Genomic DNA, 26,143 nt, shown 5'->3' with positions numbered 1-26,143 from the left:
CGCACCTGCCCACCACCATGCTCAACATCTCGGGGACGCGTGAGCACCACACCCTTCGACCGTGTCGCCACCACCGAACAACCAGGACATACCCGGGCCGACTCGTCAGCGGTCACCACCCGAACCACCCGGACCCCATCGGTGTCCACGCCCACCGCCGCGACCTCGACCCCTGCCATCCCAAACAACAACGTCGCATCTGTAGCTGTATCGTCAACCATGCCCGTGCGTTCTTGAAGATCGACTGCCTCAACAACAGTCATGATCCACAAGAGCCACGGGCACTCTGCGCTTAGGAACCCATCACATACCGCAACCGCCGAAAATCACCCACCAGCCGTCACCCACCGTAACAATCCGCCCGCCCTCCCCGGTTAAACTCGAAGACCCGGTCTGTCACGGTGTCGCGGACTGCGGAGAAGTCGTCGTCCACTGATCGAGTTACCCAGCCGTTTTCCAGCAGCGCGGCGCTGGCCCCGTCCACTCGGGTGTCCGTAGATCGCAAGCCCAGCCATCGGGAGATGAACCACTTGACGGTGGCGGTGTCTCCGTCGAGGACCGCACCGCGAGCGAGCAGCGCGGCGGCCAGGGTGAGACGGGCGACCTCACGCTTCTCGCCAGTGGCGTTCCTGGCCAGGTCGCACCAGTGGCGCAGAACCCGCCGCAGCGCCGGCACCACGAGGGTGTCATCAGTCCAGTTATCGAAGAGTACGACGGGTAGCACCGGGCGCACTGTCGCGCCAAGTGTGCAGGCAGTCCGTTCGCCACCAGGCGCCGCAGCCTGTCGCCGAGGGCTTGATCGCACCGATGCCACCAGGGCGTCGGCCGGCTTTGCCAGACAACGCCACACATCCTGCATGGCCGGCGCGGCGAGGTCGAGTTCCTGATAGATCCGGACCGCCCGATGGGCGACGGCGTCGTTGAGCGCTTGAACTTCGGTAGCCGAGCTGCCGAGACGGCGAAGAAACCCAATGCCCGTCGTGTTATCGCGCGATGCCAGAACACTCCAGACCGGCTCCAAGACGGCCGACACCTCAGCGGTCAACTGGCGTGCTGTCGCGATCACTGGGCTAGACGCGACCACTGCGATTTGCTGGCGCAGGGACAGGAGATCGTCAACGAGGTCCGCCGCTTGCGGCTGCCCGCGCCCTTTCGCCGGGTGCAACTGGGGGTCGCGTTGACTCATTCACCGCTCCTTGCCTTCAGGCTGCTGCTCAGCCCTCCTGTCTTCTAGGGCGAAATCAGGCCGGATTGGACCCTTTCAGACCGCTACAGCGGTCGGTGCCGGTGATTCAGCGCGGGTAGACCCCACCTGACCAGTAAGTTCAGCCCGCTCAAGTATGTTTTGTGATGTCCATCACACGGCCGGGCGATGGACATCGATCGCCTGCCGAGCGGCGTGGAGACGTTCGCCCCTGCGCCCGGTCGCACTCGCCTGCGCGTCGTCTGGCGGAGGCGAATCGCCACCCCACACTGCCGTCGCTGCTCGGTGATCACGAGTGCCACTATGCGACGGCGGGTTCCTCATGGCCGAAGTCGACGTTGTCCAGCGCGGGATCGAACCCCTCGGGTGGGATGTGCAGTTCGTCGGTGGCGTAGGCGCCGAACCGGCGGATGTGCGCGGTCAGATACGGGGAGAGCTGGGCCAGCTCTTCGGCGGTGACCAGCAAGCCCTCGGCGATCAACTGGCGGATGACCTCCATCATGTCCACCGCGGTGTGGAACACGATCAGGTTGGCCAGCAGTGAGGTGAATTTGATCGACTTTTCCTGCTCGGCCGGGTCGTTCTCGGCCAGTACCCCGTTGTTGCCGAACCGCACCCAGGCGGAGAACCCGTTGTAGGCCTCGGCTTTGTTGGTCGCCGCGGTCACCCTTGCCCGCAACCCTGAGTCGGCCAGGAACCGCAGCAGCGCCACCGTGCGCATCACCCGCCCGACCTCCCGGAACGCCTTGTAGATCTGGTTCTTCCGCGAGTTCGACGACAACCGGCGCATCAGCGTCACCGACGACACCTTGCCCTGCTGGATGGAAATACCGACCTTCATTAAATCCACCCAATGATCGCGTATCAAATCCCAGTCGATGACGTGGCGGCCGGGGTCGCCGAACAAGGCGTCGATATGCGGGTAGAGAGTGTTTGCGTCCGGGCGGAAGAACACCAGGTCCTTCCAGTTCCTGATGCGGGGCATGAGGTCGAACCCGAACAGGTGCGCCAGCGTGAACACCGGGAACGACTGGCCTTGGGTGTCCGCGTGGATCGTGGACGGTTTGATGTCCGAACTGTTCTGTAACAGGCCGTCGATAATGTAGATCGCCTCCCACGCCCCACAGCTGATAAACCTGGAAAAGAGGGCGATGTAGGTGTCCGAAACGTAATGGTAGGCGATGCCACCGATTCCTCCATACCGGATCGAGGATTCCGCGAGCAGATTATCGATGTAGGTGTCGATCTGGGTGCCGTCCACCGCGACCGCGCTGCCATCGCCCCAGGCCTTGACCACGTCCAGGCGGGCGAACGCGTTGATCACGTCGGTGATGGCCTTGTTCAGCTTGCCGATCGTGACGTGCCGCAGCGCCGTGTTCGACAGCTCGTGCGCGGAGATCCCGGTCAGGCAGCGTTCCGCCTCGGTGTAGGGCATGCAGACCCCGCACACGAAGGTGGTGAGCGCGTAGCGGCCCTGCGGATCCTTCAGCTTGGGGTCCGACCCGGAAGCGGGGCCGAAGTGGCGCCACCACTCCAGCCAGTAGGCGGTGCGGGCCACGATCCCCAGCAGCGTCCGCTTCGGCAGCCGCTTCTTGATCTCCTCCAGCAATGCCGCGGCGGTGTCCGATGTGCCGGCGCCTTTGCGGGCTTTCAGCGTGGGGACCCCGGCGTCGTCGATGACCAGGTCCGCGTTGTCCGGGTAACCGGCGTCCAGCTCGACCGCCGCCCTGGTCAGCCGTTCTTTCAGGTCCGCGGTGAACTCCTCCGCGGTGGCGGGCAGCCCGGCTTCGGCGCAGAAGTCGGCCAGCTTGGGCTGGCATTCCTCCCACGAGAGCAGGTTGGCCGCCCAGTTCGCGTACTCCTGCGCGCCGGTCGCCGCGACGTCCCCGGTGCGCAGCTCCTCGACCAGGTAGGTGAATACGCACGCCTCGAAATGCCGGCGGTTCAGCTTCCCCGGGTGGGCGCGGTCGCGGATCACCTTCTGCCAGTTGCCCGACGCGAACGAGGTATCGATCGTCACCCGGACCTCCTCGCCCTGCTCGTCGCGGGTGACGTAGTGGTCGGGGATGTGATCGCGGGTCAGCGTCCAGTGCTGCAAGGCCCAGTCCAGGGCGTCGAGCACGCTGCGGTCAGCCGAGGTCGCCTCGAATGTCAGGCGGCCGACCAGTTCGAACATCACCGAGCGCTCCTTGCGGAAGAACCGCTGCATCAACATCTCGTGGTTGTCCCCGTGATACGCCGAGACCTCCTCGATGTCACGCAGCTGCGCCGCCAGGCCGCCGGCGGCCGCCACCTGCGTGCGGATCGCGCCCAGGCCCTCGGCCTGGATCTTCAGCGCGCGCACCACGCTCACCAGCGCCTCGCCCTGCTGCTCCGCCAGCCGCAGCGCCGGCAAGCCACCGTTCCCGCCATCCGGCTCGGGCGTCCCGGCCGCGGTCAGTAGTGCCCGGTGTGCCATCTCGGCCGCAGCCTGTTCGGTCGCGGTGGTCGCCCCGTCCGGGGTGAGTTGCTCGAGCACCGACTTGTAGCTGGCGATCAGTTTCTCGGTCACGGCCCGCTGCCGGAGCCGGATCTCCTCCAGCTCGGTCTTGGCCTTCTTCACGATCGTCGCGACCCGCTTGCACAGCATATCCGCCAGGTCATCGCGTGCCCGTGCCCGCGCGGTGTGGACCATGCAGGCCATCAGCGCCACCTGCTTGTCCGGGTCGTAGTCGCGCATCGTGCCCGCGTCCTGCGCCGCGGCCTCGGCCGCGAAGTCGGCGATCTTCGACTCGGCCACCCCTTCGACCCACTTCTCGGTGCTGCCGAGCTCGTCCACCTCGCGCAGGTACTGCGACTGCTCCTTGAACCGTGACCAGGACGGCCGCTTCGCCGGCTTCTTCATCCGGGTGAACATCGACTCGGTGCCCGGCTGCCAGACGTGCAGCGTCGCCATCAGCCCGGCCCGCTCGGCCTCGCCGATCCGGTCATAGATCCCCGCGATGATCGCCCCGTTGACCTCGGCGCGGATCTTGGTCACCAGCTTGTCCAGCACGGTGAACCCGAGCAGTTCCAGCGACTTCGAGACCAGCGTCTCCAGCGCGACGTTGATCAGATCCGGCGGGTTGTTCATCTTCTCCGCCGCACCCCGGATCGCCTCCGCGGCGACCTCGACCTCCTTCGCCTCGCGCGGGTTGTAGGTCACCCCGACGTGCTTGCGGATCAGGCCACGGTGATGCCGCTGGGTCCGGTCGCTGCCATACACCGGCGACACGCCCATGCCCAGATCCAGGCTCCGACGGACATGGTCGATCACCAGCTCGGGAACCTCGTCGGACTTGGGGAAACGGCCCATGCGCTGGTAGCACTTCAACGCGAGCACCATCCCCAGCAGCGCCTCATCCGAGTCGGTCGCCGCATCCGCCCACGCGATCTCCTCCGGCGTCGGCGTGTAAAACACCTGCAGCTCACGCGCAGAAATCAGCTTCGGAAACCTCGGATACGCAGTCCGTTCGATCGAGCTCAACGCCCCAGTCCCCGCCCTCGCGATCGTCCCAATAGGACGGCGGGAAGCTACCCCAAGATCCACACATCGCCAGGTCGGCCCTGCCAACGGCCCGGGTATGCCGAGTCATGAGGGCAGTCCTGATATCCCGCAACGGCCGTGTTGTTGTCGGTGCTGACCGCCTCCCACCTGCGGCAGCTCAGTTCAAGATCGACTCATTGCCGGAATTTCGCTTACCTTGGCCGACCCCCTTCATGTCCACAGCCACGTCACTGCGTGGAATCGGCCGCCAACTCGACGACCCGGCAAGCCTGGGCCGTGCCCTCGACGAGCTGCTCGCCGCCCGGACCGAGCCGCCGACCCTGCTCGCCCTCGGCGAGCCGACACACGGGATCGAGGCGTTCCCGTTGCTGCGCAACGAACTCCTCGGTCACCTCGTCGAACGGGGGTACCGGTCGATCGTGTTGGAGACCGATCTCTTTGCCGCGTCCGTTGTCGACGACTACGTGGGCGGGGCAACGGCGGAGGTCGACAAGGTGCTCGCGACCGGGTTCAGCCACGGGTTCGGCGCCTTGCCGTCCAACCGCGAGCTCGTCGAATGGCTCCGCGCGTACAACGCCGACCGCGCGCCGCAGGACCGGGTTCGGTTCCATGGCTTCGACGCGCCGTTGGAGATCTCCAGTGCGCCGAGCCCGCGACGCACGCTGTCCTCAGCCAACGACTACCTGCCCGAGGCGCTGCGGCCCGAATCAGCGCGCGAGCTTGACGCGCTGCTCGGCGAGGACGCGGAGTGGACGAACGAGGCGGCCATGTTCGACCCGGCAGCTTCCATCGGCGACTCCGATCGCGCTCGCGCCTTGCGCATCGTCGCCGACGACATCGCCAGCACGCTGCGCCGCGCGGCACCCGGCCTACGCTCCGCCGGCCCGACCGGCTACGCCCACGCCGTCGCGCACGCGCGCACCGCCCAGGGCCTGCTCCGCTATCACGCGGCCATGGCCAGCCCCGCGCCCGATCGCATCGCGACCATGCTCAGCCTGCGCACCGAGATGATGGCCGAGAACCTGCTAGCGATCGTCGCGGAGGAGCAGCGACGCGGGCCGAGTCTGGTGTTCGCGCACAACGTGCACCTCCAGCGCGCGCAGTCCCACATGCCGGTCGGTGGGGTTGTGCCAGAGGACGAGGTGAGCTGGTGTAGCGCTGGCGCGCTCGTAGTGCTCACCCTCGGCGAGCGCTACGCGTTCCTGGCAACCGACGCCAACCCCGACAGCGACCCGGGCACCCTCCAGGGCATGTTGGCCGAGGCGACCACCCGCCGCGCCCTGTTCCCGACACCGGCCCTGCGCGCCGCGCTTCCCCCATCGATCGGCATGAGTAAACCGATCCTGCCCGGCCACCTCCCGCTGAACCCGGCAGAGTTGGACGGCGCCGACGCGGTCATCTTCGTCGCCGACACCGACGGAAAACGCCACCAGTACTGGTAACGGCACATTTTGGCCACCGGGTGTGGTCATCGCTGGGTGCATGGCCGCTCCGGGGGCCGCCTGCGTTCCCGACAACGCGGGCGGCCCGTTGGTGGGGCGCGACAGAAAAGGGGCCGTGGAGCATTCACCCTGGTCAGGACCCTGGTCCGCCAGCACTCGGTAGAGCGAAGCGGCTGAGGGTGCTTCGCGGCGTTCTTGCCGGTCTTGTAAGAACTCCCGAAGTGTCCCGAGCCGCAAAGTAGGAAGCCTGCACTGAGCGGAATTCAGGTGTTGCCGCATCGGGTCATGATGTCCATCGAGGGGCATGATCGGTTCATGCGGGAACTCTTGTACCTGTCGCAGCGGAAGCTGCGACAGTTTGATCTCGGGCACGCTCGATGGCGTGGCGTTCGCGCTCGTGTAACAGGTGAGATCAAGGTGCCCGGCTTCGGCGGCGTCACCGTCGGGAACGACGGTGACGGACCAAAGGCCGCCGTGCCGGATCTGGACAAGGTGATCGCCGCGCTCGAAGGCTCCGACCGGGCTTCCCACTGGTTCACCGAGGATGTCGGGCCTGGGCAGTGGGTGCAGTTCGAGGCCCCGATGAGCTACGCGGTCACCGACCGCGGGGGCGTGATCTTCCTGGACCTTGACCAACGAACGCCTTCCTATCCGACCGGCGGCGACGTTCGCCTGATGCTCCACGGTTCAAGCCGACACATCGTTGGCAGTGAGCCACCGGCCCAGGAGGTCACAGATCGTCAGATTGATGCGGCCATGGGATTCTCCGCAGGAAATCCTCGGCATCTGCTCACCAAACTCCTCATGGACCTTGCTTCGGCGGATGAGCCGCTAGGCCAGAGCGCTTCCATCGCCATCAAACGTGTGGAGCACAAGTTGCCGGGGTCGTATGCACACCTGATTCAGGTGTTGAACCGTAAGCTCGACCTTTCGCACACGGCGGCGTGGATGGCCGGATACGCCCGCATCACCGCAGTGCCGCCGCCCGTGAACGGGAGCCGGATAGTCGTGGCCACGCCGCTCTACGTCGAGTACGTGTCTGCGCCTGCGATGCCTGCCTGACGGGCCCTATGGAAGGGGGACCGTCGGATACGCGAGAAATTTGCCAAGTGGTCGGGTAGGACCTGGTCAGGCGTCTTTGTCGGCGAGTGCGCGGTAGAGCGAGGCGATTGAGGGATGTCTGCCGGCGTTCTTACCGGTCTTGGTGGTCAGTTTCTTCACGATGTCGGGCATCGAGGTGCCCTCGCCGCGCAGCGCCCGGGCGAAGAGCACGTCGTCCTCGTCGATCACCTTGGGCCTGCCGCCGTGGTTGCCGCGTGCGGCGGCTTGCTGGCCTTCGAGCGTCTTCCCGCGGACGTAGTCGCGGTCGAGCTGGGCCGCGAGGGCGAACACGGCGAAGAGTATGGAGCCCATGCCGTGGGGGTCGTAGATCCCGGTGAGCGGTCCAGCAACTCCAGTTGCACCCCGCCGCTTTGCAGCTGGGCGGGCAGGTCATCAGCTCGGCGGCGTTGCGGGCGAGGCGTTTCATCTCGTGCACGGTCAGGATGACCGGTTGGTCCGGTAGCGGTCTTGATCTCGTGGGCGAGGGTGAGGGCTTTCTCCAGTTCGGGGCGGATCTTGATGCGGGTGCCGATCTTCTCGGAGAACACCCGCGTCTCGGTACTGACCGGGCACGTCCTGGGCAGCGTGATCCAGACTGTGCTCAGCCTGGCGATCGTGATCGGCGTGGCGCTGCTGGTCGGCTTCCGGCCCGCCGCGGGGCTGGTCGCGTGGCCGGCCACGGCCGGTTTCCTCGTGGTGGTGACGTTCGCGCTCGTGTGGTTGTCCGTCGCGCTCGGTCAGGTCGGCAAGAGCGTCGAGACCGCGAGCAATCTGCCCATGCCGCTGATTCTGCTGCCCTTCCTCGGCAGCGGGTTCGTCCCCACCGAATCCATGCCGGCCGGGCTGCGCTGGTTCGCCGAATACCAGCCGTTCACACCGATCATCGAAACCCTGCGCGGCCTGCTGATGGACAAGCCGATCGGGAACAACGCGTGGATCGCGCTCGTCTGGTGCGCCCTGATCGCCCTGGGCGGATACCTCTGGTCGAAGAAGCTGTTCAACCGCGAGTACTCGCGATAGCCGCCCAAAACCCTAGGAGGAACGATGCGACACCAATCTCCGGCGACCACTTCCGAGAACACCACCGACCCGGTGCCCCTGCCCGCGCTGCCCTTGGCGCGTCCGGCGGGCCGTCCCTTCGATCCGCCCGAGGAGCTGGCCCGGCTGCGCGAACAGCGACCGCTGGCCCGGATGGTCTACCCCGATGGACACGTGGGCTGGTTGGCGACCAGTCACCGCGCGGTCCGGGCCGTGCTGGCCGATTCCCGGTTCAGCGCGAGATACGAGCTCCTGCATTACCCGTTTCCCGGCGCGCCCGTCACCGAATTGCCCCCGGCACCGCCCGGGGACATGGGCGGTATCGACGCACCCGAGCACACCCGCTACCGCCGGTTGCTCACCGGCAAGTTCACCGTCCGCCGGATGCGTCAGCTCACCGAACGTGTCGAGCAGATCACCAGCGAGCACCTGGATGCCATGCGGCGGCAGAGCCCCGGCAGACCTGGTGCAGGCCTTCGCGCAGCCCATCCCCGCGCTGACGATCTGCGAGCTGCTCGGCGTGCCCTATGCCGATCGCGAGTCCTTCCAGCATCACGCGATGGTGGTGGCCGGGGAGGCCGCCAGTGAGGAGATGGCCACCGCCTACACCGCGCTGCAGGAATACATGCGCGAGCTGGTGCTGGCCAAGCGCGCTAATCCCACCGACGACCTGCTCAGCGACCTGACTACCAGCGATCTCACCGAGGAAGAGCTCGTTGGCGTCGGTGCCTTTCTGCTGGGCGCCGGCTTGGACACCACGGCAAACATGCTCGCGCTCGGTACCTTCGCCCTGCTGCGGAATCCCGGCCAGTTCACCGTTCTGCGCACCGACCCGGACATCGTCGACCGCGCCGTCGAGGAACTGATGCGCTATCTCAGCATCACGCACACCGGGGGGCGGGTGGCGCTGGAAGATGTCGAACTGGACGGCCAGCTGATCAAGGCGAACGAGACGGTCACCATCTCGGTCCAGGCCGCCAACCGCGATCCGGAGAAGTACACCGACCCCGACACCCTCAACCTGCAGCGGCAGGCCACCGGGCAGCTCGGCTTCGGCCACGGCATCCACCAGTGCCTCGGCCAGCAACTGGCGCGCGTCGAGATGCGCGTCGCCTTCCCCGCGCTGGTCACCCGGTTCCCAACGCTGCGCCTGGCCGTCCCGGCCGAAGAAGTCCCGCTGCGCATCGACGCGCTCATCTACGGCGTGCGCTCCCTCCCGGTCACCTGGGAGGAGGGGTAGGGGGTTGAGGACCTCCGCGTCAGATCGTGCGCCAAGCCCGCGGCGGCCCTGGTGAGCGGCTGGCAGAGCGTCGGCGGCCGGGACGCGCACGGCTGTACCGCTGCGCCTCGACCCCGCGGTGGGAGCGGGGCAACGGTGACTGGTCACGTCCACAGCCCGACGGTGTTGCTCTTGACCGCGGCGATGGCGAGTGAGCGGCTGTGCGGGCTGACCGCCACGCTGGTGATTTCGCCGTCCATCGTGCTCACCAGCACGGCGGTCTGGTCCGTGGGCTGGCGCTCGGACGTCGGATGGGTCCGCCTCCCCGAGAACGGGTGGTCGGGGTGGATATCGCTCAACCCCGGGTTCGGGCCGCGGCGGTCGCCAATGTGGTGTAGTGCATCGTGAAGCCACCCCCGATCGCGTCGACAGCGGCTCCAACGGCGTTCAGCACCTCCGCCAGCCTGTCCGGCGCGAGCCGGGTGAGTCCGCCCGTGGTCGGCAGCAGGTCCAGCCACTGCTCGCGGGTGTAGGGCCGCTCCCAGTCGAAGCGCCACTGCTCGGGGTCGCCGAACCCGGACACCTCTCGGATTCCTTCGGCGAACTTGGTGAACCCCTCCTGGTACACGTCGAGGGCTGACCTCCCAGATGGGCGGGCGAACGGCGAGTCGGGCACCACCCGCCGGTAGACGGCGGCGAAAGCGTCCGCCACTTCCCGCGGCGGCTCGAACACATGCCCGAACACCGCGAGCCAACCGCCGGGGCGCAGCACGTGCGCCGCCTTGGCCGCACCCGCGACCGGGTCCACCCAGTGCCAGGACTGCCCCACGATCACCGCGTCGAACATCCGGCCGGCCGGCTCCCATGCCTCGAACGTCGCGATCTCGACCTCGAGGCCGCGACGGCGCGCGAATTCGGCCATCCGCGCGTCGGGTTCGACACCGAGGACCGTGCAGCCGGCCGCTTGGAACTGCCGCGCCTCGATGCCGGTACCGCAGCCGACATCCAGGACGTCGGGGCCCGGGCTGGCGACGACGATCCGCTGCACCAGAGCATCGGGGTAGCTGGGACGGGCCCGGTCGTAGCGTTCCGGGTGCACGCCGAACGACTCCGCCATCTGCCGGCGTTGATGAATTTCGGGCCGGGACGAAGCCGGCTGCTCTTGCGGTAGAGCGGGCATGTGCCCACCTTAATGGGCGCATGCCAACCAGTAAAAAGGCTTTGTTGCCGTACGAAAGAGCCTTACGAAAGACAAGGGAACACAAGCCCCATGGCCCCAACGCCACGGAACCCCATCCCTACTACTGATTAGGAAAGCGCGGTTGCCGACCGGGGTGCACCTCCGCGACGCCCGCGGGCAGCTGTTCGACGCAGCCGAGCGCGTGCTGCTCCGCCAGGGGCCAAACGCGTTGACCAGCCGCGCGGTCACCGATGAGGTGGGCTGCGCCAAGGGTGTCCTGCACCGGCACTTCGCCGGCTTCGACGACTTCCTCGCCGGGCTCGCGCGAGACCGCGCCGCCCGGCTCGGCACCCAGGCCGCGGCCCTGCTCGAGTCCGCCGGAACCAGCACCGTCGGCGACAACCTCACCGAGGCGGTGACCGCCCTGTTCTCCTCGGTCGCTGTGGCGATCATCCCGCTGATCACCTTCCGGGACGAGCTGCGCGCCAGGCTCCGCCAAACCCGGCCGGGTGGAGGCGTCCCGGTCCTGGCGGAAGCGACGGCCATGATCACCTCACTTTCACCGGCGAGGACTCGCCCATGGCGACCCTACTGCTGTCGGTCAGGGGCGCGTTTGCCGAGTTCGAGCGTGCTCTGATTCTCGAACGCCAGCGCGAGGGCATCGCCGCGGCCAAGACCCGCGGAGCCCACCCAGGCCGCAAGCCTGCGCTCACCCCAGACCGGGCCCGCGAGCTGTGTGAGCGGGCCGCCGCAGGGGAACGGAAATCGTTGCTGGCCAAGGAGTTCGGCATCAGCCGGGAGACCGTGTACAGCTACCTGCGGACCGCTGGCGCCGAGACACCTGCCGCGACGGTCACCGGCTGAGCAGGTGACTCCCGGAACATCCCGAGGGGCCGCCACCGTCCGATACCGGCGTGCCTGATCGTTGCCGCGCAACTGAACTCCGTCGCCGTAGTTTCCCTTCGTTTCCCATGCTCCCCGCGGTCTTGGATACCGCGTCCCAGCAGGGGATACAAGGTTGATTCCAGGTTTGCACCCGGGTGGCTGCGCATAGTTGTCCGTGTGGTCGCCGAACCCAACCCCGAGGGGGAGGTCACCGGGCCGCACTCTCGTCGCCCGGACAGGGGTGTCTCGATGGATCGACTGATCTCGGCGGAAGCACTGCGCCGGGCGGCACAGCGGGCGGACGCGCCGCGGCGGCTGACCCGGATCGCCGACGCCGTGCTGGAGGGAAGGCTCACTTGGGAGGAGGTGGCTGGCGGGCGATGCGAGCACCCACTGGCCCTCACGCTGTTCACCCCCAAGGCACGCGAGACAGTGTGGCCGCTGCTGAAGGAGGCGGAGGCCGAGATCCGGGCCGGGGCCGCCCCACCGCCGCGTGACGAGTTCGCGGTGCTGGTCGAGGACGACGAGTACTTCGCCCAGTTCCGCGTGCTCCGCGCGGCGTTCGAGAGCACGAGGATCCGCTGGTGACCGACCGAAAGGAGCCGCGATGAGCGGCGGATACAGCGCGGACATCGACGCGCTGCGCGAGATCGCGCGCAAGGACCTCCCCGGCGTCTGCGACGAGCTGCAGGGCGAGGCCCTGGTCATGTTCAGCCTGGAGAGGACCACCGACACCATCAGCGGCACAGTTGATGGATCCTCGGCCGCCTTCGGCGGCGTGATCCCGGAAGCAGTGGCACTCGGGCAGAAGTACAACGGCCTTCTCGACGCGCTCGCCCACGTCGGCATCGCCCTGTCGGAATCGGTGGGCACCGCCGCGCAGCGGCTGAGCACCATCGCCGACAACTACCAGCGCATCGATGACCATGTCGCGTCGAGAGGGACGTCATGACCGGCGCATTTCCCCCGCACGACGCGGCGCTCGACGCGAGCACCTTCGAGCAGTGCTACCTCCTGATCGCCCAGGCGATCCACGAAGAGACACCAGACTCGGTCACCGATCCGTTCCACCGCATGCCGGACTACCAGAAGATGGTCGGCGAAGCCCTGGCGCCGCTGGACAAATGGCGTTCCCACGCGTTCGACGGCGACCCGGCAGAGCTGCCCCACCAGACCGGGACGCCGTGGTCGGACCTCGACCTGGCCCGCATCGGCCACCTGGCGGATCTCATCGCGAGGATGTCCACGATCGGCCAGAACCTGAACGACCACTGGAGCGGCGCCGGCGCCGAGCACTACAGCGCCTACATGGCCGGCATTTCCGAACGTCTCAACGAATATGCCGGGCCGGGTGGCTACGTACAGCAGGTCGCCGCGGTGCTCGAAGACGCGTTCGCGGTCCGGGTGGCGTTCAAGAAGGATCTCCTGGAGCTGGCCCGGGGCGCCTACGACAAGATCAAGTCGATCCACGACGGCCCGACGCCAGGCGACGTCGGCATGCTCTGCCTGATGCTCGGCTCGCTCGCCTTCGGGGAGATCGGGGTCGTCGGCGCCGGTGCCACGGTCGCTGGGAAGGTCTTCAGCAAGGCCGTGACCTCGCTCAACGACCAGGCGTTCGCGACCTCGAAGGCGAGGGTGTTCATCCACGGTGATCTACCCAAGGACATCATGAAGACTTTCGACACGGCACTCGACCAAGTCGTCGAAGGACACCGGAACGCGGCGAAACAGCTGATCACGCGCATGGACACGCTCTGGCACCAGCTCTGCTACTCCGCCGACGAGAAGTACTACCCGCCCATCCCGGTGATCGACACTTCTCACACGCCGTCCTTCAGCAAGCAGTTCTTTCCCCGCTGACGAGTATCAGCCCTTGAGCCGACCTGGAGGTGGGTGAATAGCGCCTCGGTGATCGGGTCTCCAGCCGTGTTTCGTGCGATCTTGTTTCGAGGTGTGCGCACCGCCTTTGGGTGCGTGCGCAGGAACGCCACCTCCGCATCGAGGTAGGCCCGTAGCACTGCCCTGCGATCACCCGCCCGGCCGGCGCGTTCGGCCGTGGACCGGTCTACACGTGCACGATTGTCGCGGATGCGCTCGAAGGACGCCCTCGCGTAGCCGTACTCGGCGATGGTGTCGATGGTGGCGCCGAGAATCTGTGCCCGGCGCACCGCCCCGGTCACGCTGAGGCCGAGCGATCACTCCTGCCACCTGGTGCCGATGCGCCCGCGCCGATCACACACCGTCACCTTCACAGCGAACCCGCGAACTGGTACAGCGACGGATTCAACCGCAACAACCTCATCAGCCCTGCGAAGGGCCGGCACGGCTGCTTGCGCACTACTCGCGTCCCGTGCCCTTGGTGCTCTGTTTGGCGGCGAGACGGTCGTGTAGGCGGGCGTGGCGAAATTGGTAGAGGGCACCGGTCTGGCGTAGCACGCCACGCCGATGGGCGTCTTCGAGGAACCGGTTCAACCGCATTGGTGTCTGCCCGCGAAGCGCCAACCAGGCCCGGCTGAGCAGGTGGACACCCCACGACCGGGACAGTGCCGTGGTAAGTCCGATGGCGAGCCCGAACACCGCTCCTGCCGTGAGGCCGAGGCTCAACGGGATGTGGTGGGCCATCGCTTGGCCGCCGAGGACGAAGCCGGCGAGCCCGTAGCTCACGGCGCCGACATACCGGAACGCGAACCAGCCGAACAGTGCTGACACGAATCCGGCCGGCAACGCTCGGGCGAGGTGAAAGGGGTCCACGGCCGCGCCGAGGTTGGAGTGCGGCTGGCTGACGGAGATCGCGAACGCGTAGAACAGCCCGATCGACACGGTCACCGACAACGCGAATGCGAGCGTCGCGACGCGATCCTGCGCGTGGGTCGTGGCCGGGCTGGACGCGCGGTTCGCCTCTGTGGGCACCTCCAGCCAGACGTGTAGTCCCATGCCGAATCCGAAGGCCAACGCGAGCATGAGCACCGGCCAGATCGGGAGTGACCAGACCACACCGATCACGACGCTGATGACCAGGCCGATCGCGAACCGGCCGAGGAACGGCAACGCCGTGCCCTGAAAGCGAACCTCGACCCGCAGTGGTGCTGACCGTGTTCCCCAGCCCTGGGCGGCACAACCGCCTACCGCTGTGGAGAGCCCGTAGACCCATGCCAGGGCGGGGCCTCTGGCCAGAAGGCCGGCGATCGCGAACAGACATGCCGCGGGCAGGCTGAAGACAAGTCCTGTCATGGGGCGGGGTATCGCGCGGACTAGGTGCCACCAGGCGAAGTCACGGGTCTGCAGGTGCTGTAGGTGGTGGGCGAGGAAGGTCAGCCATCGTTGGGCCTGATCCGGAGCGTAGTTTCGGACCGCCGAGGGCGGCAATCCCGGCGGTTGGGGACGTTGGGCGTAGGCGGCGGGGAGGAACGCGTCGAGCAGATGGTCCTCGATCGTGGCCCGGTCCGGGAACCGTTGCGGATCAAGGAGTTCTGTCGGGTCGCTTTCGGAGTCGCGGTAGGCCGTCCGGGCGAGGTCGACCATCAGCGGGGTGGACAGCGCCCGCGCGAGTGGGCCGTCGCGGCGCAGGTGGTCGACGACTTGTTGCCAACGGGTGTCGCCGGGGTGGTGGCGCGCGGTGAGGAAGGTGATGGCCTCGTCGAGTTCGACGGGTTCGATCTCCACCACTGCGGCGCTGGCGAGGATGCCGCCGTGCCGGACCGCGTTCTCGTACTCGTTGGCGCGGCAGGTCACCACGAGTGGCCGGCCGCCCGCTATCGCTTGGTCGAGGGCGTCGATCGCGGCGGCGTGCAGGCCCGGTGGTGTCTCGTCGAGGCCGTCGAGCACCGGTATCACCCGCTCGTCGGTGACCAGGCGGGTCGCGGCATCGTGTCCGTATACCTTGGTGTTGCCCAGCCCGGGGTACTCCTCCAACAGCCTGCGCGCCAACCAGGTGCGCAGGTGGTCTCGGCGGGGATTCCAGGACGTTAGCGACAGCAATACCGGCGTCGGGTCGCCCGGCGTGCGGTCGGCCAGCAGCCCGAGGGTCAGCAGGATCGCCAGCACGGTCTTGCCTGCCCCCGGCTCGCCGAGCACCACCAGTTGAGGTACCGGAAGCGCTCGGAACTTCTCGGCTACGTCGGAGATGTCACCGCGGAGGACCTCACTGGCGCCCGTCACTGGCCGGCTGGTGGTCGACCACCGCAGGCGTACCGGCGCCGGCCGGTGCAATGATCGGATCTCGGCTTCCGCGGTCCACTGCCGGGTCACCGCGGTGGCCAGTTCGCGGGCCGCCCGACTGAGTTGAGTATCCGGGGTGGGCTCTTCGGCGGTGGCGTGCGGGGTGGCCAGGCTCGGGTCCGCGGTCAGGATCCGCTGGTGCAGCTGCCGTAGGGCGGGACTGGGGTCGAGGCCGAGTTCCTCGGCCAACCGCGTTCGAGTTTGTTCGTAGTGGGCGAGTGCGTCGGCCTGCCGGCCGGACCGGTACAGGGCGAGCATCAGCTGCGCTGCCAGTCGCTCATCCCACTGGTGAACGCTGGCCCGGCTGACCAACGCGGGCACCAGTTCCGTGTGCTGGCCGTGCTCCAGCCGCAGGTCGGTGAAGTCGAGTTCGGCCGCGAACCGTTCCTTGCCCAGGACATCGCGGACACCGTTCAGCCAGGGCGTGTCCACGCCAGCGAACGGATCGCCCCGCCACAACGCCAACGCTTCGTCGAACAACGCCATCGCGTCCGAGTCGTCGTCTGTCGCGCGGGCTTGTCGTACCAGCTCACGAAACCGGTGCACATCGATCATGGCCTCGTCGACCGAGATCAGGTAACCACCGGGTTGTCGTAGGATGTTCACCCCTGTCATGACGGCCAAGGCCTTGCGCAGCCTGTGCACATAACCGTAGAGCGTGTCCCGTGCGCGTTGCGGGGGCCGGCCCGCCCACACCCGCTCGACCAACTGGTCTGCAGGCACGATCCGATTGGCCTCCACCAGCAGAATGACCACCACCGACCGCTGTCGAAGATGTCCCAGCTCAACCAGTCGGCCATCGACACGGGCCTCGATGTCCCCGAGCAGACGGAACTCAGCCGTCATCGTCCCCCCTCACCGGACGCCTCCCTGGACATCGTTCACGCCACCCGCCGAGCCGGACAACCTTTTACCCACATTTGCCTGCTTTTTGTGGCGCGAAGGTGACAACAGGCGCGATGCGGACCAAGACGAACGCCACGCACTCGTTTCTTGGCCACGCCACAGCTCTCGCGCCACAGCCACCTTGGGTGCCCTGAGTACGCGGCGCTGGATCTGCTGGCACTTGGGGTCTGCTCCGGCAGGCGTGCCTGGCTACTGGTCCTGCTGTCGGTCGGGCATCCCAGGCCAACCATGTGGTCCACGCGTGCCTCACCGTTGCCAAGCAGACCGAGCACCGTCGCCATAGTTCCCCTCGTCTCCCACGCTCCCCGCGGTCTTGGATACCGCGTCCCAGCAGGGGATACAAGGTTGATTCCAGGTTTGCACCCGGGTGGCTGCGCATAGTTGTCCGTGTGGTCGCCGGACCCAACCCCGAGGGGGAGGTCACCGGGCCGCACTCTCGTCCGTTTCGCCCTCTTTCGCGGAGGGCCGAATGCGGGTGGGTGCCTGACGAGGCTGCTCCGTGAGAGCCACGCGGTGGGGGTCCGAACGAAAAGTTACCGGCGGCTGTTCCGCGCCGACCGAGCCCATCAGCCGAACCCCAGCGCGGCAAGGCTGACGGTCCAACGTCGCGAACCGAATCGAGACCGGGGGAGGAATTGATGAAAGTGAGTGAGCGCTCGCTCAGCGCCGGTGGCGCCGTAGCGGCGGCCGCACCACTATCCGGACAGACTCCGGTAACGGATGGCCGCGCAAGGCCAGTAGTCGCACTCTGTCCGAGAACACCCCAGGAGGGACCTGGCTGGTCCCCGTCCCGATGATGCCTCACCCATGTGGCGCCGCCGTCGCCCCGCATCACATGCCGGTCACCGGCGGCCCGGCCCACCCCGCGCGCCCTGTCACAAGAAAGGGGTTTCCCAGCTGATCCAGACAGTTGGAAACTCATCATCCCGCCAACTCGATCATCAATGGAGGGGAGAATTGCCATGATGTTCGCGCGCGCCACAGCCCGCATTACGTGCAACGTGCACGATCGAGGGATCGCCACATCGCGGCCCGGTGTCCGTTTCATCCGAAGAGCTTGGGTGGACACGGACGGTTCCGGTCTGGCAACAGTAAGTGAGAGGTCTGCGGCGGTAACGAAGGTGAGCCTGGCCGTAAAGCCGAATCGACCTCACCTTGGTCGGCAAACATGATTTCGCCGGTTTGCTGAATAGTTTTTTCGCCATTGAGTGAATCGTGAGAGTGGGGAACCGTGGCCATAGCAGAACGTCCGGCACGGGAATTTCCGAATACGCCATCTGGCCAGCTCGGGCCAAATCCAGTTCTCGACAAGCTCCGCGCGACCGAGCCGGTCTCGCAGGTCCAACCGCCCTACGGCGACGACGCCTGGCTGGTCACCCGCTACGCGGACGTTCGGACGGTGCTCATCGACCCCCGTTTCAGCCGCGCCGCCGCGATATCCGAGAACGTGCCGAGGGCGACGCCCGGTATTCCGCAGGCCGACTCGATCATGTCCCTCGACCCGCCCGACCACACCCGGCTACGCACGCTGGTGGCCAAGGCGTTCACCGTGGCCCGGGTCGCGAAGCTGCGCCCGCGCGCCGAGCAGATCGCCAGCGAACTCCTCGACCGGGTCGTTGACCACGGCGAGCCCTGTGACCTGGTCGAGCACTTCTGCCTCCCGATGCCCGTCGCGGTTATTTGCGCCCTGCTCGGCGTCCCCTCCGCCGACCAGGGCAACTTTCGCACCTGGTCGGACGCGTTCCTGTCGACCACCGGTTTGTCCGTGGAGGAGATCGACGAGGCCGGGCTCAACCTTTACTCGTACGTGCTCGACCTGGTGAACGAGCGCAGGAACAAGCCGACCGATGACCTGCTCGGCGCGCTGGCCCAGGCACGCGACGGTGAGCAACGGCTGAGCGAACATGAACTCGTCGTGCTCGGCGTGACCATGCTCATTGCCGGCTACGAGACCACCGGCGGGCAACTCGGCAACTTCCTGTACCTGCTGCTCAGTCGGCCGCAGGTAGCCGACCGGCTGCGCGGCGAGCCCGATCTGCTGCCCTCGGCCATCGAGGAGATGCTGCGCTGCGTGCCGGTTCTCGCCGGGGTCGGGTTCGCGCGGATCGCCACCGAGGACGTTGAACTGTCTGGTACGACCATCAGGGCGGGCGAGGCCGTGCTCACCTCGGAACCCGCGGCGAACCGGGACGAGGAGATCTTCGGCGAGCACACCGAATTCGATATCGAACGTGATCCGAATCCGCACCTGACTTTCGGCCACGGTGTGCATTACTGCCTCGGTGCGCAACTCGCGAGAATGGAACTTCAGGTCGGAATCAGGAGCGTGCTCGAACGTTTTCCGCGCCTGCGGTTCGCCACCGGCCCGGACGGGTTGCGGTGGAAGGAAGGCTCGTTGGCCCATGGCGTCGCCGAGCTTCCGGTGGCCTGGTCCTAACGCCGCGCCGCAGTCAGACTTCGCAACCGAAGGAATTACCGATGAACGATACCCAGGCTTTGATCACGGCCGATCTGTCGCCGCACGCCGATCTCGCCCAGGTACAGCACCAGCTCGAAGAAGATCTCGTTCGGGTGCGGGAACGGCTGCGTTCGCTCGTTGCCACGTCGAACCAGCGAATTCGCGGCCCGATCATGTACTCCGTCACCGACACCGGCCGGCTGCTGCGCCCGACCCTCGCGCTCATCTCGTCCTACCTCGTCGAAGGCGACTGGGGCGTGGCCACCCGCCAGGACGTCATCGACGCGGCGACCACGGTCGAAATCCTGCACGTGGCAACGCTTTTCCACGACGACCTGATCGACCAGGCTACGATCCGCCGAGGCAGACCCACCGCGAACGAAGAATTCGGCGAACCCATCGCCCTGCTCACCGGTGACTATCTGCTCGCCCGTTGCCTGCGGACCGCGGCGACGCTCGGCGTCGCCCAGTTGACGCTGATGGCCGACACACTCGACGACGCCTGCGTCGGGCAGATCATGGAAACCAGCCAGCTCTACGACCCGCTGCGCAGCGAACAGGACTATCTCGCTGCGATCGGCGGCAAGACCGCGAGCCTGATGAAGGCCGCCGCCGCCATCGGCGCGCTGCAGTGCGGCGCGGACCCCGACGTTCAGCACGCGCTCGTGAGCTTCGGGCACAACCTCGGTATGGCGTTCCAGATCTGGGACGACATCCTCGACCTGTGCCGCACGGGCACGGGCAAGACGGCCGACAAGGACCTGCTCAACGGCGTCTACACGCTCCCGCTGATCTACGCCGTCAAGGACGAGCCCGACCGTGTCCTGGCCATCCTTCGCGCGCAGCAGCCGCCGTCACCGCAACAGTGCGACGAGATCCTGTCGATCATGCTTGAGTGCGGTGCGCTCAACCGAGCCGCCGGGATGGCGCAACAGCATGTGACAGCGGCGTTTCAGGCCATTGAGCAGCATCCGAAGTTCGCCGATCGCGCCCCGCTCGCCGGGCGCTATCTCGTCGACCTCGTCAGCAAGCTGACCGCCCGGCATCCCATGCTCCAGTCGCGGGGCGAGCAACCGACCCGAGGCTCCCACTGAGAGATGAACAGGACCGCGCATTCCAGTTCCGAGGTTCTCCCGTCGTACGACATCGCGGTGGCGGTGGTCCAGGACTGGCTCACCGACTACATCTCCCGACCCAACAACTCGATCGGCCGAACCGGCCCAGTCTGCCCGTTCGTCTCGCCGTCCCGGAGGGCCGGATCGCTGGAGATCGTGGTGCGGCCGGTCGGCCCTGACCCCGACCTCGCGCACGTCACCGACCTGCTGTGGGCCGGGCTTGACGAGTTCCACCACGTTGAGTGGAAGGGTTCCAACCCGGCGCTGCGCAGCCTGATTGTGGTCCTGCCCGACCTCGACGAAGCCGCCTGTCAACTGCTCGACGACGCGCATCACGCGGTCAAACCGATCGCGGTGCGCAGGGGCATGATGCTCGGCCAGTTCCACCCGAGATGTGCGGAGCCGGCGACGCGCAACGCCGACTTCCCGGTCAGCCGGTCGCCCGTGCCGCTGGTCGCGATCCGGTCCATGGCCCTGCACGACGTGCTGTTCCTGCACCAGCAGCAGGGCTGGTTCGCGGAGTACCGCCGCCTGTTCGGTAGCCACTACGAGCGGGGCAAAAAGGCCATCGAGCCGTTGTTCGCCGAGCTGTTCCACAAGGCGTGCGCCGAGTACGGGGTGGTGAGATGAACGACGACAACGGTTTTCTCGGGTTCAGCCGCCCCGACCTCGACCGCGAGTACTCGCCGAGTTCGGTCGTCCCGAGCCTCGACGTGTACCTGCACGAGTACGCCGTGCGCAGCGCGAAGGCCCGGCAACGCCAGCGGCCGATGGCCGATATCCGGTACGGTGCCGCTGCCGAAGCGCGGCTCGATCTGTTCCTTGTGGACGGTGATGACGCGCCGCTGATGGTGTTCGTGCACGGCGGCTACTGGCAGGCGGTGAGCAAGGAGGAGTCCGAGTTCGCCGCGACCGACTTCACCTCGGCCGGCATCGCCTTCGCGGCCGTCGACTACGGGCTGGCGCCTGGCTACTCGCTCGACGAGATAGTCCGGATGGTGCGCGAGGCGGTGTCCTGGTTGCACGCCAACGCGCGGCGGTTCGGCATCGACCACCGCCGGATCCACTTCAGCGGCAGCTCCGCGGGCGCCCACCTCGTCGCGATGTCCCTCATCGACGACGGCCGCGCCGCGGGCGCGGTGCTGCTCAGCGGGATCTATGACCTTGAGCCGCTGCGGCACACCCATGTCAACGATGCGCTCGCCCTGAGCATCGACGACGCCGTGCGCAACAGTCCGATCTACCAGCTGCCGAAGCGGCTCCCGCCGGTCGTCATCGCGCGTGGCGGCGTCGAGACTGGCGAGTTCATCCGCCAGCACGACACCATGGCGGCGTTGCTCCGCCAGCGCACCGAGGTCACCGAAGTCGTCTGCGCGGAACGCAACCACTTCGACCTCCCCTATGACCTCGGCGACCCGAGAACCTCGCTCGGCGCCGCCGTACTGGCCCGGATCAAGGAACCCGACGTCGTGCTGTCGGGGGAAGGGTGACGAAGCGATGAGCGAATCCCATCTGCCGACGGGCTGCCCGTACGTCCTCGTCGAGCAGAAATCCAACACCCGCTACACGAGCTACGCGTGCATGGACACATTGCTGTCCCTGCAACACCCGCAGACCGACACGGCGACCGAGCCCGGGTTCATCATCCTCAGCCAGGTCAAGGAACTGCTGTTCAAACTCCTGCACACCGAGTTCAGCACGGCCCGCGGCCGGCTGGCCGATGACCGGCTCGACGAGGCGCTGTGGACGCTGCGCCGCGCCGGCCGGGTGCAGCAGGTCCTCCTGTCTTGCTGGGACGCGCTCGCCGCGCTCGCCCCTGGCGAGTTCGCCTCCTTTCGCGAGGTGCTCGGCACCGCGTCCGGCTTCCAGTCCGTCTCCTACCGGCGGCTCGAATTCCTGCTCGGCAACAAGAACGCGAGCCTGATCGCCCCGCACCGCGACACACCTCAGCACGAGGAGATCTTGGCTCAGTTGCACGAGCCGAGCCTCTACGACGAGGTGATCCGCTACCTCGCGCGGCGTGGCCTGGACATCCCCGCGGAGGTCCTCAACCGCCACGCAGCCCAGCCGTACCAGCCCAACGAACAGGTCGCCCTGGCCTGGCGTCGGGTCTACCAGGCACCGAACCGCGATTACGACCTGTTCCTGCTCGCCGAGGCGCTGACCGATACCGCCGACCTGTTCGCGCGCTGGCGCTACACCCACCTGGTGACCGTGCAACGGCTGCTCGGCGACAAGCCCGGTACGGGTGGCACCGAGGGGGCGGGCTGGCTCAGCCTCATCGCCGAGCACCGGTTCTTCCCTGAGCTGTGGTCGATCCGGTCCACGTTGTGAGCGAGGAGAGATGACGGACATGCCAACGTGGGTCGGCCTCGACCGTGGCCTTGTCGAGGAACCGGACGTCGCCGATCCGCTGCGCGCGTTCCATCAGGAGTTCGTGTGCACCGAACCGGACACGATCTACTTCGACGGGAACTCGCCGGGCAGGTTGCCGGCCGCGAGCGCGGGCTTCCTGTCCCGGGTGGTCGTCGACGGCTGGGGGACCGGGCTCGTGCGGTCCTGGGAGACGTGGATCGACTGGAGCAGGCGACTCGGCGACCGGCTCGCCGCGCGCACCCTCGGCGCCGAACCAGGCGAGGTGGTGATCGCCGACTCCACCTCCGTGAACCTGTACAAACTCGCCGCGGCCGCGCTGGACGCCCGGCCGGGACGACGGACCATGCTCGTCGACACCGAGGATTTCCCAACCAACCGGTACATCCTCCAGGGCCTTGCCGATCAGCGGCGGCAACGCCTGGTGACGCTGCGCTCCGATCCGGAAGACGGACTCGCCCTCGACGTGTTGTGCGCGGCCTTGACCGAGGACGTCGCGCTCGTCGTGTTTGTCGTTGATCTCCTAAGCCACGAACACCTGTCCTCGGCAACGCCCAGAGTGACCTGAGAGGGATGACGGTGACCGCAAAGAGCCCTCTGACCAGTGACGGCCTGGTCGGCATCCTGTTCGGCGCAGGCGCGTTCCAACTGCTCAACGCGGGCTGCGAACTCGGTCTGTTCACGCTGCTGGCCCAACGGCCCGGCCTGTCCTCGGCGCGGATCATGGCCGAACTCGGACTTGCCGAGCGGCCGGTGCGGATCCTGCTGCTCGGCACGACCGCGGTCGGCCTCACCGTCCGGACCGATGGCCGCTACCGCAACAGCGACCTGGTCGACGGCCTGTGCCAGGAGGGCACCTGGGCGATCATCGAGGACCTCGTCGAATTCCAGCACCGGATCACCGGGCCGGCGAGCGTCGACTTCGTCGCGTCGCTGCGCGAGAACACCAACGTCGGGCTGAGCCATATTCCCGGCGACCAGCCCGACCTGTACCAGAGACTCGCCGGACATCCGGAGCTGGCGCGGTTGTTCTACCGCTGCATGAAGTCCTGGTCGGCACTGGCCAATCCGATCCTAATCAAGAACGCCGACCTCGCCGGCGTCCACAGTGTGCTCGATGTCGGCGGCGGCGACGCGGTGAACTCGATCGCGCTGGCCAAGCACAATCCCGATGTCCGGTTCACCGTCCTCGATCTGGCCGGCGCCGTGGCCATCGCCCGGGACAAGATCGCCGAGCACGGCCTGGCCGACCGGATCGGCGTCGCCGAGGGCGATATGTTCGCCGACCCGTTCCCCACCGGCCACGACTGCCTGCTGTTCGCCAACCAGCTCGTCATCTGGTCGCCGGAGGACAACCGCCGGCTGCTGCGCAAGGCGTACGAGGTGCTGCCGAACGGCGGGCAGGTGCTCATCTTCAACGCGATGTCGGACGAGGCCGGCGACGGCCCGCTCTACGCCGCGCTGGACAACGTCTACTTCGCGACACTGCCCACGTCGAGCAGCATGATCTACGACTGGGCACAGTACGAGGAATGGCTGTCCGAAGTCGGATTCGCCGGCATCTTCCGGCGGCCCGGTGACACGTGGACACCGCACGGCGTGATCGGAGCGGTGAAGCTTCCACATGCGGAGAGGTGACATGATCAACGTAGGTCTGGGTATCTTTCCCGACGTCGACGAGCGCGAGAAGGGCGCCGCCGAGTACTTCGCCCAGTGCCTCGACTTCGTCGAGCACGGCGACCGGCTCGGCTTTGACCACGTGCGCATCGTCGAGCACTACTTCCGCCGTTACGGCGGGTACTCGCCGAACCCGATCGTGTTCCTGGCCGCGGCTGCCCAGCGCACCCGGCGGATGCGGCTGATCACGGGCGCCGTGCTGCCCGCGTTCAACCATCCGCTCAAGCTCGCCGGCGAGATCGGCATGCTCGACGCGATCTCCGGCGGGCGCGCCGAGATCGGGTTCGCGCGCGCCTTTCTCCCGCACGAATTCCAGCGGTTCGGCGTGGCCATGGACGAGAGCAGGGCCCGGTTCAACGAGGGCGTCACCGTCGTCCGCGACCTGCTCGCGCAGGAAGAAGTGGCGCACGACGGCCGGTTCCACTCGTTCCCGGCGACCACCTCGCTGCCCCGGCCGACGCAGCGCCCGCACCCGCCGTGCTGGGTCGCCGCACTGTCGACCGAGGAGAGCTTCCGGCTCGCGGGCGAACTCGGGTTCGGCATCATGGCCCAGCCGGTCGTGCCCGGCTCGCTGCGCAACAACCTGGACACCTATCGGAAAGCGTGGAAGGACGCGGGCCATCCCGGCGACGGCCGGGTCATGCTCGCCTTCCACATGCTCTGCATGCGCGAGGGAAACGCCGCGCGCTCGCGCGCGCGGGAGCCGATCAACCGGTATCTGCGCATCCTCACCGAGGCCGCAAGCGAATGGACGACCGGTGCGCGGAGCGCCGACTACGTCGGCTACCGGGCGATGATCGAAAAACTGCGCCAGGACGATTTCGACCGGCTGTACGAACGCGGCTCCGCACTGGTCGGTACGCCGGACGAGATCGCCACGATGCTGCTCGACTACCACGAGGCCTGCGGTGGTTTCGACCTCGCCAGCGTGCAGTTCTGTTTCGCCGGCATCGAACCGGCACTCGCACGGGAATCGCTGGAGCTGTTCGCCACCGAGGTCATGCCGAGGCTGAGGAGTTGCTGACGCGATGACGTTCGATCATGGCTCGTCGCGAGCTGTCAGCGACTTCAGGTAGGGGTGTCATGCCAGAGATACGCAGTGACTTCATCACCGACTACGACGGGCTCGCCGACAAATGGTGGGATCCGCGCGGGTCGCTGGCGCCACTGGGCTGGATCGCCCGCGCCCGTGCCACGTTCGTGCCGGAGCCGCGCACCGAAGGGGCCACCCTGCTCGACGTCGCCTGCGGCGGTGGCCTGTTCGGTCCGCACCTTGCCGGCAAAGGGTATCGGGTGGTCGGCGTCGACCTGTCGATCATGTCGTTGAAGCAGGCCGGCCAGCATGGTTTCGACGCGGTCGCCAAGGCCGACATCACCCGGCTCCCGTTCGCGGACGAGTCGATCGAGGTGGTCACCGCGGGTCAGTGCCTTGAACACGTGCGCGACCCGTATGCGGTCGTCGACGAGCTGTGCCGGGTGTTGCGGCCCGGCGGCACGCTCATCGTCGACACGATCGCCGACACCAAGGCCGCCCGGCTGATGGCCATCACGGTCGTGGAGAACCTGCCACTGCCCGGCCGCCCGCCTAAAGGCACCCATGACCACCGGCTGTTCGTGAACCGGGAACGGCTGCTCGCGGTCGCCAGGTCGCACGGAGTCGAACTGAAGCTGCTCGGCCTGCGCCCCAGCTTCAGCGCCGGCCTCGGCTACCTCGCGCGCAAGCGCGACGAGGTGCCCATGGTCCCGACCAGGTCGACGGCCGTGCTGTTCGTCGGCGTGGGAACGAAGTCGTGACCGCCAT

General features: G+C 67.3%; 22 protein-coding genes and 4 pseudogenes. 18 read left to right on the top strand and 8 right to left on the bottom strand.

Translation table 11 applies throughout. The features are described 5' to 3' along the window. The 3 genes and pseudogenes from VJT49_RS11965 to VJT49_RS11955 form a co-directional block, all read right to left on the bottom strand. Positions 1–263 (bottom strand): annotated as a pseudogene (locus VJT49_RS11965) (hypothetical protein); the annotation flags it as partial. Positions 264–340: 77 nt separating this feature from the next. Further along, a complete protein-coding gene (locus tag VJT49_RS11960) occupies positions 341–1,186 on the bottom strand; it encodes a hypothetical protein (RefSeq protein ID WP_324164828.1) in 846 nt (281 codons plus the stop codon). Positions 1,187–1,505: 319 nt separating this feature from the next. Next, positions 1,506–4,772 carry a Tn3 family transposase gene (locus VJT49_RS11955; protein ID WP_324164827.1) on the bottom strand — a complete coding sequence of 1,089 codons (3,267 nt, stop codon included), beginning with the start codon at positions 4,770–4,772 and terminating at the stop codon, positions 1,506–1,508. A 170-nt stretch (positions 4,773–4,942) separates the two neighbouring features. Between VJT49_RS11955 and VJT49_RS11950 the strand changes: the two genes are divergently transcribed. Both VJT49_RS11950 and VJT49_RS11945 read left to right on the top strand, forming a co-directional pair. Further along, on the top strand, positions 4,943–6,172 hold the full coding sequence (locus VJT49_RS11950; protein ID WP_324164826.1) for an erythromycin esterase family protein: 1,230 nt from the start codon (positions 4,943–4,945) through the stop codon (positions 6,170–6,172). A gap of 285 nt (positions 6,173–6,457) precedes the next feature. Then, on the top strand, positions 6,458–7,234 hold the full coding sequence (locus tag VJT49_RS11945) for an SAVMC3_10250 family protein (RefSeq protein WP_324164825.1): 777 nt from the start codon (positions 6,458–6,460) through the stop codon (positions 7,232–7,234). A 66-nt stretch (positions 7,235–7,300) separates the two neighbouring features. On the opposite strand, the gene VJT49_RS11940 is transcribed toward VJT49_RS11945, so the two are convergent. Further along, positions 7,301–7,585: a hypothetical protein gene (locus tag VJT49_RS11940; protein WP_324164824.1), complete on the bottom strand. Its 285-nt coding sequence runs from the start codon at positions 7,583–7,585 to the stop codon at positions 7,301–7,303. Between the two features lie 237 nt (positions 7,586–7,822). Between VJT49_RS11940 and VJT49_RS11935 the strand changes: the two are divergent. Continuing rightward, positions 7,823–8,293 (top strand): annotated as a pseudogene (locus VJT49_RS11935) (ABC transporter permease); the annotation flags it as partial. Positions 8,294–8,317: 24 nt separating this feature from the next. Beyond that, positions 8,318–9,551, top strand: a pseudogene (locus tag VJT49_RS11930) (cytochrome P450). A 143-nt stretch (positions 9,552–9,694) separates the two neighbouring features. On the opposite strand, the gene VJT49_RS11925 reads toward VJT49_RS11930, so the two are convergent. Together VJT49_RS11925 and VJT49_RS11920 are read right to left on the bottom strand one after the other, a co-directional pair. Continuing rightward, a complete protein-coding gene (locus VJT49_RS11925) occupies positions 9,695–9,889 on the bottom strand; it encodes a hypothetical protein (RefSeq protein ID WP_324164823.1) in 195 nt (64 codons plus the stop codon). Continuing rightward, entirely contained in the window at positions 9,886–10,647 is a 762-nt protein-coding gene (locus VJT49_RS11920; RefSeq protein ID WP_324164831.1) for a class I SAM-dependent methyltransferase, read from the bottom strand. The genes VJT49_RS11925 and VJT49_RS11920 overlap by 4 nt, the downstream gene beginning before the upstream one ends. 205 nt (positions 10,648–10,852) lie before the next feature. On the opposite strand from VJT49_RS11920, the gene VJT49_RS11915 reads away from it, so the two are divergent. From VJT49_RS11915 to VJT49_RS11900, 5 genes and pseudogenes are all read left to right on the top strand, one after another. Next, positions 10,853–11,347: a TetR/AcrR family transcriptional regulator gene (locus VJT49_RS11915; protein WP_414635918.1), complete on the top strand. Its 495-nt coding sequence runs from the start codon at positions 10,853–10,855 to the stop codon at positions 11,345–11,347. Beyond that, positions 11,263–11,574 (top strand): annotated as a pseudogene (locus VJT49_RS35180) (helix-turn-helix domain-containing protein); the annotation flags it as partial. The gene VJT49_RS11915 and the pseudogene VJT49_RS35180, both read left to right, overlap by 85 nt. A 270-nt stretch (positions 11,575–11,844) precedes the next feature. Continuing rightward, entirely contained in the window at positions 11,845–12,183 is a 339-nt protein-coding gene (locus VJT49_RS11910; RefSeq protein WP_324164822.1) for a hypothetical protein, read from the top strand. 19 nt (positions 12,184–12,202) lie between these two features. Next, positions 12,203–12,547: a hypothetical protein gene (locus VJT49_RS11905; protein ID WP_324164821.1), complete on the top strand. Its 345-nt coding sequence runs from the start codon at positions 12,203–12,205 to the stop codon at positions 12,545–12,547. After that, a complete protein-coding gene (locus VJT49_RS11900; RefSeq protein WP_324164820.1) occupies positions 12,544–13,455 on the top strand; it encodes a hypothetical protein in 912 nt (303 codons plus the stop codon). Before VJT49_RS11905 ends, VJT49_RS11900 begins: the two co-directional genes overlap by 4 nt. Here VJT49_RS11900 and VJT49_RS11895 read toward each other — a convergent pair. Next, positions 13,416–13,775: a hypothetical protein gene (locus VJT49_RS11895; protein ID WP_324164819.1), complete on the bottom strand. Its 360-nt coding sequence runs from the start codon at positions 13,773–13,775 to the stop codon at positions 13,416–13,418. The genes VJT49_RS11900 and VJT49_RS11895 overlap by 40 nt on opposite strands. Positions 13,776–13,932: 157 nt before the next feature. Beyond that, positions 13,933–16,659 (bottom strand): BTAD domain-containing putative transcriptional regulator, encoded by a 2,727-nt coding sequence (locus VJT49_RS11890; RefSeq protein WP_324164818.1) that lies wholly within the window; start codon positions 16,657–16,659, stop codon positions 13,933–13,935. A gap of 1,291 nt (positions 16,660–17,950) precedes the next feature. Here VJT49_RS11890 and VJT49_RS11885 point away from each other — a divergent pair. The 9 genes from VJT49_RS11885 to VJT49_RS11845 are packed head-to-tail and all read left to right on the top strand — an operon-like array spanning position 17,951 to position 26,136. Then, on the top strand, positions 17,951–19,156 hold the full coding sequence (locus tag VJT49_RS11885) for a cytochrome P450 (RefSeq protein ID WP_324164817.1): 1,206 nt from the start codon (positions 17,951–17,953) through the stop codon (positions 19,154–19,156). A gap of 41 nt (positions 19,157–19,197) precedes the next feature. Further along, positions 19,198–20,271 carry a polyprenyl synthetase family protein gene (locus VJT49_RS11880; RefSeq protein WP_324164816.1) on the top strand — a complete coding sequence of 358 codons (1,074 nt, stop codon included), beginning with the start codon at positions 19,198–19,200 and terminating at the stop codon, positions 20,269–20,271. A gap of 3 nt (positions 20,272–20,274) precedes the next feature. Continuing rightward, entirely contained in the window at positions 20,275–20,922 is a 648-nt protein-coding gene (locus tag VJT49_RS11875) for a DUF6875 domain-containing protein (protein WP_324164815.1), read from the top strand. Continuing rightward, positions 20,919–21,782: an alpha/beta hydrolase gene (locus VJT49_RS11870; protein ID WP_324164814.1), complete on the top strand. Its 864-nt coding sequence runs from the start codon at positions 20,919–20,921 to the stop codon at positions 21,780–21,782. The genes VJT49_RS11875 and VJT49_RS11870 overlap by 4 nt, the downstream gene beginning before the upstream one ends. A gap of 7 nt (positions 21,783–21,789) precedes the next feature. Further along, complete coding sequence (locus VJT49_RS11865) at positions 21,790–22,626, top strand: tryptophan 2,3-dioxygenase (RefSeq protein ID WP_324164813.1); 837 nt, start codon at positions 21,790–21,792, stop codon at positions 22,624–22,626. Between the two features lie 10 nt (positions 22,627–22,636). After that, a complete protein-coding gene (locus tag VJT49_RS11860) occupies positions 22,637–23,233 on the top strand; it encodes a hypothetical protein (RefSeq protein ID WP_324164812.1) in 597 nt (198 codons plus the stop codon). A gap of 5 nt (positions 23,234–23,238) precedes the next feature. Beyond that, the gene (locus tag VJT49_RS11855; RefSeq protein ID WP_324164811.1) at positions 23,239–24,303 is read left to right on the top strand and encodes a methyltransferase; all 1,065 of its coding nucleotides are present in this window, start codon (positions 23,239–23,241) and stop codon (positions 24,301–24,303) included. Between the two features lies 1 nt (position 24,304). Further along, on the top strand, positions 24,305–25,366 hold the full coding sequence (locus VJT49_RS11850) for an LLM class flavin-dependent oxidoreductase (protein ID WP_324164810.1): 1,062 nt from the start codon (positions 24,305–24,307) through the stop codon (positions 25,364–25,366). Positions 25,367–25,425: 59 nt separating this feature from the next. Further along, a complete protein-coding gene (locus VJT49_RS11845) occupies positions 25,426–26,136 on the top strand; it encodes a methyltransferase domain-containing protein (RefSeq protein WP_324164809.1) in 711 nt (236 codons plus the stop codon). Positions 26,137–26,143 lie beyond the last annotated feature (7 nt).

It is taken from the genome of Amycolatopsis sp. (assembly GCF_035276945.1).
Classification (GTDB): domain Bacteria; phylum Actinomycetota; class Actinomycetes; order Mycobacteriales; family Pseudonocardiaceae; genus Amycolatopsis_E.
Note: the sequence above shows the minus strand (reverse complement) of the source record. Positions and strands in the feature narration are given on the sequence as shown.